Genomic DNA, 12912 nt, shown 5'->3' with positions numbered 1-12912 from the left:
ACTCAGCATTGCTGCAAGATTTATTAATAATGCGGTGGTTTATCATTTATCGGGTCAAAAGCTGCAATTCCTTCGGATAAATCTGAAGATTCAACCCGACGATATAAAAATTGCATTTGTTTTTTTAAATCAGCAATTTCCTGCGTTTGAATTGCGAGTTGCTGATTCAATTGTTCAACTAAATCATCTAAAAATGCAATTCGGACTTGCAAATCTTCAATGGGTGCGGAGAATGACGCGTGATTATCAAAATTTTGTGGTTTAGTCATTTCAGACCTCATCTGAACTTTTAGGAAACATTATGGCCTATATTACTTTAAGGGATGTCCATCTCGCATTTGGCGGACCTGCCTTACTCGACGGCGCGAACTTCAACCTAGAACGTGGCGAGCGAGTCTGTTTAATTGGTCGTAATGGAGAAGGTAAGTCTACTTTATTAAAACTGATTGAGGGAAGCTTGTTACCAGATAACGGTGAAGTTTCAATTCAAAATGGTTTAACTGTTTCAATGTTAGCCCAAGACGTTCCGATGGACTCAGGCAAAGTTGCTGACATTGTTGCCGATGGTGCAGGCGAAGCGTCTATTGTATTGAAAGAATACCACGAAGCCAGTGATGCCTGCGTATTGGGTGATATGGAAGCTTGCGACCGCATGGGCATGCTACAGCACAAACTGGATCAGTTGGATGGTTGGGCATTAGAAAATAAGGTCAACTCGATTCTCAGTAAAATGGGACTTGATCCTAACGCAGATCTAGCGGATTTATCGGGTGGTCGTAAACGTCGTGTGTTATTGGCACGTGCCCTACTCACTCAACCTGATGTATTGTTACTCGACGAACCAACCAACCATTTAGATGTTGAAAGTATCGAATGGCTCGAAAAGTTTTTATTGGATCAAAATAACCTGACCCTGCTGTTTATTTCGCATGACCGTTCATTTGTTGACAGCATTGCAACCCGTATTGTTGAGCTTGATCGTGGTATTTTGCGTAGCTACGAAGGTAACTATTCTCGCTATCTCGATCTCAAAGCACAACAAATGGAAGCAGAAGAAAAGCAGAATGCTTTATTTGATAAAAAGTTAGCTGAAGAAGAAGCTTGGATTCGTCAAGGCATTAAAGCACGTCGTACCCGTAACGAAGGTCGTGTCCGTGCGTTGCAAGACTTACGTGAACAATCTAAAGCACGTCGTTCACAACAAGGCAAAGTCAGTATGGCAACGCAAGAAGCCAATCGCTCTGGTAAGCTGGTATTTGAAATTGAAAATCTCAGCGTCAGCTATGGTCAACAACCACTGATCAAAGATTTCTCTGCTATCGTACTACGTGGTGATCGTATTGGTTTGGTCGGTGACAACGGTGTCGGTAAAACCACTTTGATTAAAGCGATTTTAGGTGAGATTGAGCACGGTGGTTCTGTGAAAACCGGTACTCAACTCGAAGTTGCTTATTTTGACCAATTGCGTAATGCCTTAGACCTTGAAAAAACCGTCATGGCCAACGTTTCAGAAGGTTCTGATTTTGTTGATGTGAATGGTAACCGCCGTCATATTTATAGTTATCTGCAAGACTTTTTATTCTCGCCAGAACGTGCGCGTACCCCAGTTAAAGCCCTATCTGGTGGTGAGAGAAACCGTATCTTATTGGCAAAATTATTGCTCAAACCATCGAATTTAATCGTGATGGATGAGCCAACCAATGACTTGGATATGGTGACACTTGAGCTACTTGAGGAAATGCTGTCTGACTATAAAGGTACGTTGCTGTTGATCTCGCATGACCGTGCCTTTATGGACAATGTCGTGACTTCGACATGGGTATTCGATGGTAAAGGTAACATTGATGAATACATCGGTGGCTATCAAGACTATCTGGAACAGCGCCCAGATCAAAAGGTGGTTGATCAGAAAAGTGATGTAAAAAAAGCGCAAGCCAAAGCAGAAGCGGCTGCAGCACCTAAAAAAGTAAAACTCAGTTATAAAGACCAGCGTGAGCTTGAGCAACTGCCTGCTGAGATTGAAAAATTGGAAACTGAACAAGCAGAATTATCAGAAAAATTAGCTGATGGGTCTTGGTTTGTTTCAGATGCCAATGCCGCAACTGCAGCCAGCCAACGCCTAGCAGAAATTGAAGAAGTATTGCTAGAAAAATTGGAACGCTGGGACATTTTAGAAAATATGTCTAAAGGCAACTAAGTTGATTGAGCATTTATCCTTTCGAGGGTAAATGCTCCTACCTTAGATACTCAATTCAGTTCAAATTAAAACCTTCTTTAAATTTCTGGTAAATATTAAAATTTTCATCATCAAAACAAATAAAAACAACCTGTTGTACACATATTCCCTTACTTAGTTGTTCAGCAATGGTCTTTAAGGCGATCTGTGCGGCTAGTTGTTTCGGAAAGCGATAAATCCCCGTTGAAATATTGGGAAATGCAAGGCTTTGTAGTTTCATCTCTTCTGCTAATTTAAAACTATTGAGATAGGCACTTTCCAATAGTCTCTCTTCCTGATGCTGCCCATCGACCCAAGTCGGTCCAACCGTATGGATGACATATTTAGCAGGCAGATTTCCTGCTGTGGTCACGACCGCTTCGCCAACTGTACAACCACCTTGCTTGGCACGAATCTTTTGACAATCTGCCAAAATCGCTGCGCCACCACGACGATGGATCGCGCCATCCACACCACCCCCACCTAATAGTGAAGTATTGGCTGCATTAACAATTGCATCTACCTCGATTTGGGTAATATCCCCTTTGATTATTCTGATACTTTTCAAAAGATTCCCCTTCTCAGTGTGTCATATAAGAGATCGTGAACGATAAAAACAGCTTTAGTTTTATTTTACATTTAAAGTTGCCAAACTCACTTCATGTTACACTGCTCTGAAATTCAACGTTATTCTCTTTACTAAGTTTATGAGTCAAAATCAGTCTTATATCCCTGGCGAATTTCAATGGAAATTTCTATTACCCAAATACTGGAAAATTTGGATCGCCATTCTCTTTCTTATGCTATTGGCCATTCTCCCATGGGCTATTCAATGGCGCTTGGCACAAGGTCTAGCCGCTTTATGCTGGCGCGTGCTCAAATCACGACGTAAAACCACACTTCGGAATTTAGAGTTGTGTTTTCCAGAGTGGTCTCCTGCCGAGGTTGAAGCACAAGCCAAACAAGTTTTCGTGGATATGATGCTTGGTGTATTTGAAACCCTCAATGCTTGGTACTGCCCCAAATGGTTTAAAGGCCGCCATAGTATTGAAGGCTTAGAACATATCACCGATGCAAAAGCACAAGGTAAAGGCGTATTATTACTCGGGACCCACAGTACCTTACTGGATGCAGGCGGTTATATCTGTTCTCAATATTTTGAACCCGATGTGGTGTATCGCCCACAAAACAATCCGCTGTTGGATATGCTGATTTATCGCTGTCGTGCCACCATTTATCAACATCAAATTGACCATGATGACATGCGAGGTTTGATTCGTCGCCTAAAAGACGGTGGTGCAATTTGGTATAGTCCAGATCAAGATTTTGGTTTAAAACAAGGTGTGATGGCTCCATTCTTTGGTGTTCCTGCTGCAACCGTCACTGCACATCGCCGTTTACTCAAAATTTCGAAAGCTGTCGCGATTCCATTATATTTCTACCGTTATGGCGATGTTCGCAATCCACAATATAAAGTGCTGATTGAACCAATTGTGGACAATATGCCAAGTGAAGATGAGGTAAGTGATGCGATCCGAGTGAATCAGATTATTGAAGCTCAACTTCGTATCGCACCTACGCAATGGATGTGGTTCCACCGTCGTTTTAAAACCCGTGCTGAAGGTTACGACAAAATTTATTAAGCTAAAAAAGCCGCCTCATGAATCAATGAAGCGGCTTTTTCTAAAGCAATAACCACAATTAATTCGGGAAAATTACCCCAGTACTTAAATCAAAATAAGTAGGGGTGTTGCTATACACCGAACCCAATTTAACATTAATGAACCAACCCAAGTTACCTTGATCTTGTAAACGGTTTTGAATTTCGCTCGGTAAATCCAATTTATAAATCGCATCTTCTTTAAAGACTTTTGATTCAATGCTGGCTGTACTTTCACTATCGCGTTCAAATAAATAGCCTTGTTGTAACACACCAAATCCAATCGAATTATCTTTATCAATCAAATGATAACCTTCTGCAGCTTGCTGTTTTAGCAACGCATCTAGTTTGGTTGGATTATCCTCAAAGAATCCTGCTTCCGTTTTTGGCATGTCAAAATAACGATAGCTATAGGTTCCATTGTGGGTGCTGCTATTTACACAAGTTGGGATGTAATACATGTCATTCTTGGTACCATTGGTTGTGAAGTCTTCACCCGCAGAGATTAATTTACAGCCTTGTGCGCCGAGCTCATTAAATGCAGCAAGAATACTTGCTCTGGTTTTATTGGTTAAGAAACGATTGTCATAAGTATAGGTTGCTGGCTTCTTATCATTTTTCACAAATAAATATTTATAGGTATTGCTTGGATCCTCTCTTAGGAACGACTTATAAATAAAGCCAGACTCACCTTGCTTTTTCATTTCAGCTAATTTGAGCACATATCTATTTGCGATCACATTGGTGGTGATATCAGCAATTTTATAGCTATAGGTATCGGTTGAAGCATTATTTTTTACATATAAGTTTTTAGGTTCAGGGAAATCACTATTGGCTTTTTTTACATCCAATGATGTACCCGCCAAGGCAAAACCTTGACTACCCTGCTCATTGGCTTGCGCCAAGAAATTGGCCCAAGACGCTTGATTATCGAGTAGACGATAACTTGCTGTTGCTTTACTCACAGTCGGTTTTAATAAGCTATAACCTTCGACATTGGTACGGGTATAACAAGTGACAACTTTAGATGGATCGACTGAATCCATATAAGTTTGAATATCTTTGATATTCGCTGTTTCACTCACTGCACACATGCCATCACCTTTAAAGGCATAAGCTGAAGCAATTCCATTTGGTCGATAGCGATCACTATATTTCACTCGATTTGCCGTGGTTGTACCGCTGGTTTCAGTCGCTGCAATCTCGCTAATCAGTGCATCATCTGATGCAACATCGTAAGTTTTAATGACTGCACCAGTACAATCCTCTTTTTCAAATTGACGGGTTTCCGTCGTAAAGCGAACACTATTATCGGAGGTCTTATGTACTGTTAAATTGGTTCGTGCTCCCTTATGACAGAATCCACCCAACCATGAACCCACAAAACGATCAGCCACGACTGGAGTTGGTGTAGGAGTCGGGGTGGGCGTTGGAGTGGGTGTAGGTGTTGGAGTCGGGGTCGGTGTAGGCGTTGGAGTCGGGGTAGGTGTTGGGGTCGGTGTTGAATCTGAATCATTATCAGATCCACAGCCCACCAAGATTGCGCAAGTTACGCTAAGTGCTAGTTGAGTCCATATATTTTTCATTGCATCACCCTCTGTGTGATTTTTTCACATATTCGTGTATGTGAAAATTTAACACTTTTATTCTTGAGTGCAAATATGTTTATGCGTAAATTAATAACGAAAGGTAAAATCATTTTTTATTGATGGTTGGAAGGTATGGATGCTCAAGAAAACTTAGCAAGACAATTCAATGCTTTACCGAAAGAATGGCAGGCATGGTTAGAGGAAAATTTAGAGCGTGGTTGTGCGCCAATTGATTTAGCCAATATTCTGTTGCGTGAAGGTTTAATTGACCTGAATAAAGATTTTTCTGCTCCGATATACACTGAAGAGCAGCACTACCGAGAACTTGAACAGGCAGCAGCTGCAGAACAAACCCAACTCAGCAGTACATTTACACCAGAGCAAAAAAAATGGTTGGCTCAGATGCTACTGGATGGTTTAAGCAAAGCTGAGATTTATCAGTCATTGATGAAGCAAGGATTGAATGAAAACGATATTGCATTCGAATGGGTACAGTTAAAGCAGCATCCTTATTTTCAAATCGCCGAAGAGCAGCACTTCCTGCTCAAAAAACGTAATTGGCTGCTGCATACTTTAGATCGTTTTGCCCGTTTAAATCCTGAATATCAGCAGATTAAGCGAGTTTCAAAACCTGATTTTGCAGATTTTATCCAACAGTATTACAGCCGAAACTTACCTGTGATTTTGACTGATGCTATCCAGCATTGGCCCTCTTTACACAAATGGTCACCACAATATTTCAAACAGGCTGTCGGTACACAAGAAATTGAAGTTCAGTTCAATCGTGAACAAGACCCTTTATTTGAACGTAACTCGATTCAACATAAAACCAAAATGCGAATGAGTGATTTTGTTGATTTAATCGAACAAACCCCACATTCCAATAATTTTTATATGACAGCGAACAATGCCAAAGCTAGCCAATCTAGTCTGGCTGCATTGTTTCAAGATATTGATCATTTTCATGGCTATACGGACCACGCCCAAGTCTATGATCGTAGCTTCATCTGGTTTGGCCCTAAAGGTGCCTTTACTCCCTTACACCATGATTTGACCAATAACTTTTTAGTACAAATTTATGGACGGAAAAAAGTCACCCTGGTTCCTGCAATGCAAACACCACACCTCTATAATGATGTCGCCGTATTTAGTAAAATTGGCGATCCTCATCGTCCTGATATAGTGAAATCATTTCCAGATTTTGCCCATAGCAGCAAAATCGAATGTATCCTGAATGAGGGCGAGGCCTTATTCATTCCACTAGGTTGGTGGCATTGTGTCGAAAGTTTAGACATTTCTATGAGTGTTTCCTTTACTCATTTCAATATCGATAATGCGGGCGCTGAATCCTTTCCTTCACTAAGCGGGCATTAAAAATTGTGTCAGCCAATGACTTAACCGAATCCGTTCTTAAGGTGTTCTAATGGTAAAACCAACCGACCAAGTCATCAACACAGCATCATCTGAATTGAATGCACAAGGTGTGATTCCGCAAGATGCAGAAACCACATTGGATAGCATTTATCCCATGATGCAGCATATCGCACGTTGGTTAATCCATTCCGGTGTTGGCTATACCGATTTCGTGGCTGCGCTAAAACCAATTTTTTATGAACAAGCCTTGGTTGAATTAGAACGAATCAAACAGAATAAAACCGATTCAGCAGTCAGTTTATTATCGGGACTGCATCGCAAAGATGTCAGCGCTTTTCGACAACAAGCCAATCAAGTCACCAATGAGGCTCCTAATTTTGCCATTAGTGTTCCTGCCCGTGTCATTGCCCGCTGGATTGCCCTTGATCTCCCCCATCAAATTCCTGTTTCCGGTGAGGAAAATAGTTTTGAAGCCTTGGTTAAACACATTTCAACAGAAAAACATCCGCGCTCGATTTTGTTTGAATTACAGCGTTTAGGTGTAGTTGTTCAAATCGATCAAGAGGTCGTATTACAACAACATAGCTTTACCCCAGATAACCAAATGCAAGAAAGTAAAGCTCTGTTTTCTGCCAATCTCAGTGACCATTTGGCTGCAGGGATTGATAACTTTATCAGTGAGAAACCCTTTACCCATCTCGAACAAGCTGTACATGCCGAAAAATTAACAGCACAATCTGTTGAGGCACTTCGGCAGTTGAGTATTACACTTTGGCAAGACATGGCAAAACAACTTTTAAATGCCGCGATTCAGCATTGTGATCAAGACCAAGAAAAAGATGATGCTTATTATCAATTTCGCTTTGGTGTCTACCAGTACGATACTCAGATAAAACTACAAGTGCCTTATATTTTTAAGGATAAATAACAATGAGAAGCTTATTGCTCGCGACAGTTTCCTTCATTTCAGTGGTTGTCTTAACCGCCTGTGGAGAAAACTTTTCTGTTGCCAATGTGAGTCTAGGTGGCAGTGGCTCTGGTACACAAAAACCATTACCTGGTGGAGGAAATCCACCTGTCACTGGTGATAAAGGTAAAGATGATGAAGAGGAAGATCAATATGATTATTTTGTTACCTTCCCTGATGCCGTAAATGATGAATGTACTGGCATACAACGTAGTATATATTTCATTGATGCTGGGACTAAGCATCCTCAGATTGCTGGAGCTCAGCAAAGTAGTCCTTCACAAACCGTTCAAATCAATATTAAAAATACAACGCCGAATTATATATTTGAAAAAATTCCTCAATGTCATCAAGTAGAATTTTGGGCAATGTCAGGGAAATTACATTTCCTTCCTGATCAATATTTAAGATGTTCGGCAGAGCAATATACTGTGCAAGTTTTACAACCTTATGAAATTAAAACCTATGAGTTTGACTTTAAAATTCCACAAGGTGATGACATTTTATTAGTTCGTTACCCAACACAATACACATCTAATTTGCCCGATGCCCAAACCCATTGGAGCAGTTGCCCAACCTTAGACATTCATCTTCCAGTCACCCAACAGCTGATCCCTAAATCGGGCGAAAAATTACCACCATCAAAACCAGATCTTAGCGAACCACTCTCTGGCAGAAAGCCACAACAATAAGCGGTATACAATCGGGCTAAAAAATTAAAACCCGAGTTCTGCATCCTGCAAAACTCGGGCAAATGAGGTTGTGCTTTCAAACTACTTTTATTATCCTGCGTCCATCGCATGCATCATATCCATGATGACTTTTCCATCTCAGCGTCGCTATCCTTAAGCGGAAATCCATTCCTGCGTCCTTGTGCTGATGTATTTAGAATAAACCTTTTACCGATACAGTACTATTCGTTGCAGACTTAAATCCATGTACGAAATAACGTACATTAATTAGTTAAACTTTAAAATCAAAGCATTGTGCAAGTCCCACTCGCACAACATCAGTTTTACATGCGCTGCTTATGCGGTTGAGCTAAAGAATCGGTTACCACTTTCTCTTCTTGCTCAGCCTTTTCAATGCCTTCCTGTATGGCTTCTTGAGCCTCCTGTTCATCCTCAGCGGTCTGTTGCAGCGATTGTTGCTGCTGTTCAAACACTCGCCCTGTCTGTAAGACCACATACACAGGAAAATGATCTGAACCAATATGTGGCAGGCGATTCATATCAATCAAACCAAAATCGGTACTATGAAAGATATGATCTAGCGACCATCGTAATAAAGGATAGTCCGCATGAAAGGTATTCATAAAATAGCGCCCGACTCGAGGATCAAGCAGTCCACTAATCCGCTGAAATAAACGGGTTGTTCTGGACCATGCCACATCATTCAAGTCTCCCATGACGATACAGCTCTGATCAAGGTCTTTAATCTGATCACCCACAATCAGCAATTCCGCATCTCTTAACGTAGACTCTTTAGCCTCCGTTGGACTCGGTGGTTTAGGATGCAAACAATACAACTGCACTTGCACGCCTGATGGCAAAGTCACTGCAGTATGAATCGATGGAATTTCATCACTCAAAATAAATTTAACTTCGGTGTCGTCTAAGGGCAAACGACTATAAAGATGCATACCATATAGGTTCTCTAAGGGTACTGCCACACGGAAAGGATAATCTGCTTCAATTGGGCTCAGCGCTTGCTGCCATTCAGCATTCGACTCCAGCGTAAGTACCAAATCTGGCTTTAAAATTTCAATTTGATCAAGTAACAGATGATATTTGTGATTAGGTGTCAGTACATTTGCCACCAATAAGGAAATTTGTTGCTCTGGATTGAGTTGCGTCTTTTTGACTTTTTTGACTTGCTTGCGCCATAACGGCGTATAAGGCAACACCATTTTAAGCTGATAGGCTATTGCTGCAACCAGCCCAAGAAAGAGCAGTTCAGTACTCAAGGTCCAATCGGAAAGCACAAATAACATCGCAAAAAATGTGATGATCCCGAGTGCTAATATTTGTAATCTCGGAAAGTCTGCACCCCGAAACCACCATTCATCTCTGGGGATCAAAGACCAAAATGAAAGCCATATCACCAGTGCTGCGCAAATCTGAATCCATATCATGTTCATTTTTCTCTTTGGGGTAGCATAGATTTACAATAAAGTTTTCGCTTTATCAATTTTCTATCTAATATAAACAAGATATTCCACTCAATAAACGCACTGTTTTATTTCAGTAAAGCTTGCAGTTGTGGGCACTTTTGATACACTCAAACCCCTTTAAAATTTTTTACATACCGAGGCACAATGACATGAAAGTAGGTCTGGTCGGTTGGCGTGGGATGGTTGGTTCTGTCCTAATGCAACGTATGGTTGAAGAGAATGATTTTGCTCATATTGAGCCATTCTATTTCTCTACCAGTAATGCAGGTGGCGAAGCACCTTCATTTGGTGGTAAGACTGCCCCAGCACTTATGGATGCAACAGACATTAACAGTCTGAAGCAAATGGATGTCATTTTAACCTGCCAAGGTGGTGATTATACCTCTGAAGTCTTCCCAAAGCTTAAAGCTGAAGGTTGGGATGGCTATTGGATTGATGCCGCATCTACGCTGCGTATGGCAGATGATGCAATCATCGTTCTTGATCCAGTCAACTTAAATGTGATCAAAGATGGTTTGGTCAACGGTACTAAAACTTTCGTTGGCGGTAACTGTACCGTTTCATTGATGTTGATGGGCTTAGGTTCACTGTTCCAAAATAATTTAGTGGAATGGGCGACTTCAATGACCTATCAAGCAGCGTCTGGTGCGGGTGCGCAGAACATGCGTGAACTGATCACAGGTATGGGTTATTTGTATAACAATACTAAAACCTTATTGGATGACCCTAAATCTGCAATCCTTGATATTGACCGTCAAATCGCAGAATTACAACGTGGCGAAGGTTTCCCGAAAGCAAACTTTGGCGTGCCATTGGCGGGTTCATTGATTCCGTATATCGACAAACAACTCGAAAGCGGTCAATCGAAAGAAGAATGGAAAGGTCAGGTTGAAACCAACAAGATTTTAGGTAATCAACAAATCGTTCCAATTGATGGTCACTGTGTGCGTATTGGTGCAATGCGTTGCCACTCTCAAGCAATCACATTGAAATTGAAAAAAGATGTGCCACTTGATGAAATCGAAGACATGATTCGCAACTCTAGCCAATGGGCAAAAGTCGTTCCGAATACTCGTGAAGCCTCTATGACAGATCTTACCCCTGTTGCAGTCACAGGTACTTTAACTGTTCCTGTTGGCCGTTTGCGTAAGCTCAATATGGGTAAAGAATATCTTGGTGCATTCACTGTTGGTGACCAACTGCTTTGGGGTGCTGCCGAGCCATTACGCCGTATGCTTCGTATTCTGGTGGAATACAAGAACGCTTAAGCAAAAATTCCTAAAAATCAAAAGCCGATCACATTTGATCGGCTTTTTTCTTGCGACGAAAGATGAATAATTTACAATTCATTTACATCACGGTAATGTATACTTTTTCCAGACCATAACATCACTTTTTCATGGATCGAGATGACTGTTTATAACAAATTAAAAATTGCCATTTTAGCCATCATTTCTTCGCAACACCTTTATGCAATTACGCTTGATCCAATTCAAATCCAGTCTGCGCCTGGTGAACTTCTTTATGCCGAAATGAGTTTCCACCAAGCCGATGCCAATTCTAAATTAGACGTCAGTTTGGCAACACCTGAAGATTTATTGATGCTTGGCGCTGCGCATCAGCCCCCTGCTAATCTTAATTTTTTTACACGCCGTAATAATCAAGGTGAAGGCGTGATTGTGATCACTTCATCACGTCCCATGACCGATGCTGAACTGAATATTATTTTAAAAATTCAGGAAGGTGGCGCATCTCATTTAAAGCATATTCGCCAACCGATGCGCCAAGTCGCGAAAGCACCTCTAGCGAAGAATGCCAATGAAAAATCACTCACACCCAAGTTTATTGTCAGTGAAAAAGATATCGCTTTAAACTTACCTGAAAGCACACGCTTTAATGTTACAAACGCAAATTCACAAGGGCAAAACTTAAAACAAGAAACACTCCTGAATGCGCCATTTACCCTTCCACCTGTATTAGAAACATCAAAGCCAAGTACGACAACAACAGTTGCCAGTGCAGTTTCAATCGCTCCTCCCGTGAAAGTAGAAACAACCGCGGCAGCGGCGAGCTCCGTGCCACAGCCAGCAACGCCTATCGCAGAAAAAGTACCACAGCAGCCAAAAACAGTGCCTGTCAAACAGGAAAGCACTCAAACTGTGAGTACGGCCGCTACCAAGCAAAGTACTGCATTGGATGAGGAACTCAAAGTAGCTGAACTTAAACCGATTGAAACCAAAGAAAAAGCAAAAACACCTAATCCAGTGAAAGAGACAGTCCAAGCGGCCAAAAAGAAGCTCCCGACAAAAGCAGCAGCAAACGATGACAAAGCCCAACAGCATGTGGTGCAACGGAATGAATCATTATGGAGTATTGCACAACATATTGCAGGGCAAACACAGCAGCCTGTTGCTCAGGTCATGAATCAAATCAAAGCACAAAATGAACATGCCTTTATTGGGGGCAACGCCAACCGCCTTAGACAGGGCTCACATTTAAACTTTAATCTTACTGCCACATCTACACAGCAGAATAAGAACACCAATCAAATTGCGGCACAAACACAGCGTCCAGCCGTAGGAAAAGCCAAATATCGGTTACAACAAGCTGAAATGTCTCTAGTGGCTGAGAGTAATCAAGATTCCAGTACTGGAAGTGCCAAAAAAGACACATTACAGCAAAAAACCAGTGCCGATTTATCATTAAAAGTTATGACAGCACGAGAAAAAACCGTTACATTACAAAGAAACGTAACACAGTTAGAATTGGCACTACGTCAGAAGGAACAACGTATTCAGCTGTTAAATGCTCGACTTGCTGAACTGCAAGATCAGTTGAAAGCGCAACAGGACACTAAAAAGCCAACACGCTAGGTTACGAGAATATTCTCATAAATTTGCATAAAAGCGGCTCTATCTTTAAGGGGTATAGATC

The 12912-nt window shown here is 41.3% G+C and carries 11 protein-coding genes; 7 read left to right on the top strand and 4 right to left on the bottom strand.

What is annotated here, in order from left to right:
- Positions 1-23: 23 nt before the first annotated feature.
- On the bottom strand, positions 24-269 hold the full coding sequence (locus WA352_RS09140) for a SlyX family protein (RefSeq protein WP_004656007.1): 246 nt from the start codon (positions 267-269) through the stop codon (positions 24-26).
- Between the two features lie 32 nt (positions 270-301).
- Between WA352_RS09140 and WA352_RS09135 the strand changes: the two genes are divergently transcribed.
- Positions 302-2197 carry an ATP-binding cassette domain-containing protein gene (locus WA352_RS09135; protein ID WP_336142147.1) on the top strand — a complete coding sequence of 632 codons (1896 nt, stop codon included), beginning with the start codon at positions 302-304 and terminating at the stop codon, positions 2195-2197.
- Positions 2198-2252: 55 nt separating this feature from the next.
- Here the strand turns inward: WA352_RS09135 and WA352_RS09130 are convergent, their stop codons facing one another.
- Entirely contained in the window at positions 2253-2783 is a 531-nt protein-coding gene (locus WA352_RS09130; protein ID WP_336142145.1) for an O-acetyl-ADP-ribose deacetylase, read from the bottom strand.
- Positions 2784-2922: 139 nt separating this feature from the next.
- Between WA352_RS09130 and WA352_RS09125 the strand changes: the two genes are divergently transcribed.
- The gene (locus WA352_RS09125) at positions 2923-3858 is read left to right on the top strand and encodes an LpxL/LpxP family acyltransferase (RefSeq protein ID WP_336142140.1); all 936 of its coding nucleotides are present in this window, start codon (positions 2923-2925) and stop codon (positions 3856-3858) included.
- A 58-nt stretch (positions 3859-3916) separates the two neighbouring features.
- Here WA352_RS09125 and WA352_RS09120 read toward each other — a convergent pair whose 3' ends face one another.
- Positions 3917-5461, bottom strand: coding sequence for a PT dipeptide repeat lipoprotein (locus tag WA352_RS09120; RefSeq protein WP_336142137.1), 1545 nt, complete (start codon positions 5459-5461; stop codon positions 3917-3919).
- A gap of 135 nt (positions 5462-5596) precedes the next feature.
- Here WA352_RS09120 and WA352_RS09115 point away from each other — a divergent pair, with 135 nt between their 5' ends.
- From WA352_RS09115 to WA352_RS09105, 3 genes are read left to right on the top strand one after another with little or no spacing between them, the layout of a single operon-like run.
- Positions 5597-6838: a cupin-like domain-containing protein gene (locus tag WA352_RS09115; RefSeq protein ID WP_336142134.1), complete on the top strand. Its 1242-nt coding sequence runs from the start codon at positions 5597-5599 to the stop codon at positions 6836-6838.
- 49 nt (positions 6839-6887) lie between these two features.
- Complete coding sequence (locus WA352_RS09110; protein WP_005315195.1) at positions 6888-7766, top strand: DUF6502 family protein; 879 nt, start codon at positions 6888-6890, stop codon at positions 7764-7766.
- A 2-nt stretch (positions 7767-7768) separates the two neighbouring features.
- Complete coding sequence (locus tag WA352_RS09105) at positions 7769-8497, top strand: hypothetical protein (RefSeq protein ID WP_005315194.1); 729 nt, start codon at positions 7769-7771, stop codon at positions 8495-8497.
- A gap of 323 nt (positions 8498-8820) precedes the next feature.
- Here the strand turns inward: WA352_RS09105 and WA352_RS09100 are convergent, their stop codons facing one another.
- Positions 8821-9939, bottom strand: coding sequence for an endonuclease/exonuclease/phosphatase family protein (locus tag WA352_RS09100; protein WP_005315193.1), 1119 nt, complete (start codon positions 9937-9939; stop codon positions 8821-8823).
- Positions 9940-10127: 188 nt separating this feature from the next.
- Here WA352_RS09100 and asd point away from each other — a divergent pair, with 188 nt between their 5' ends.
- Both asd and WA352_RS09090 read left to right on the top strand, forming a co-directional pair.
- On the top strand, positions 10128-11246 hold the full coding sequence (gene asd, locus WA352_RS09095) for an aspartate-semialdehyde dehydrogenase (protein ID WP_004802505.1): 1119 nt from the start codon (positions 10128-10130) through the stop codon (positions 11244-11246).
- Positions 11247-11387: 141 nt separating this feature from the next.
- Complete coding sequence (locus WA352_RS09090) at positions 11388-12851, top strand: FimV/HubP-related protein (RefSeq protein ID WP_005315192.1); 1464 nt, start codon at positions 11388-11390, stop codon at positions 12849-12851.
- The last annotated feature ends 61 nt before the right edge of the window (positions 12852-12912 follow it).

The organism is Acinetobacter sp. 102 (genome assembly GCF_037028485.1).
Classification (GTDB): Bacteria; Pseudomonadota; Gammaproteobacteria; order Pseudomonadales; family Moraxellaceae; genus Acinetobacter; species Acinetobacter higginsii.
This window is presented reverse-complemented; position numbering and strand designations above follow the sequence as displayed.

What these genes read in the sequence shown, in the direction of transcription:
- WA352_RS09140 (WP_004656007.1), bottom strand. Translation starts at nt 269, where the DNA reads ATGACTAAACCACAAAATTTTGATAATCACGCGTCATTCTCCGCACCC.
- WA352_RS09135 (WP_336142147.1), top strand. Translation starts at nt 302, where the DNA reads ATGGCCTATATTACTTTAAGGGATGTCCATCTCGCATTTGGCGGACCT.
- WA352_RS09125 (WP_336142140.1), top strand. Translation starts at nt 2,923, where the DNA reads ATGAGTCAAAATCAGTCTTATATCCCTGGCGAATTTCAATGGAAATTT.
- WA352_RS09120 (WP_336142137.1), bottom strand. Translation starts at nt 5,461, where the DNA reads ATGAAAAATATATGGACTCAACTAGCACTTAGCGTAACTTGCGCAATC.
- WA352_RS09115 (WP_336142134.1), top strand. Translation starts at nt 5,597, where the DNA reads ATGGATGCTCAAGAAAACTTAGCAAGACAATTCAATGCTTTACCGAAA.
- WA352_RS09110 (WP_005315195.1), top strand. Translation starts at nt 6,888, where the DNA reads ATGGTAAAACCAACCGACCAAGTCATCAACACAGCATCATCTGAATTG.
- WA352_RS09105 (WP_005315194.1), top strand. Translation starts at nt 7,769, where the DNA reads ATGAGAAGCTTATTGCTCGCGACAGTTTCCTTCATTTCAGTGGTTGTC.
- WA352_RS09100 (WP_005315193.1), bottom strand. Translation starts at nt 9,939, where the DNA reads ATGATATGGATTCAGATTTGCGCAGCACTGGTGATATGGCTTTCATTT.
- asd (WP_004802505.1), top strand. Translation starts at nt 10,128, where the DNA reads ATGAAAGTAGGTCTGGTCGGTTGGCGTGGGATGGTTGGTTCTGTCCTA.
- WA352_RS09090 (WP_005315192.1), top strand. Translation starts at nt 11,388, where the DNA reads ATGACTGTTTATAACAAATTAAAAATTGCCATTTTAGCCATCATTTCT.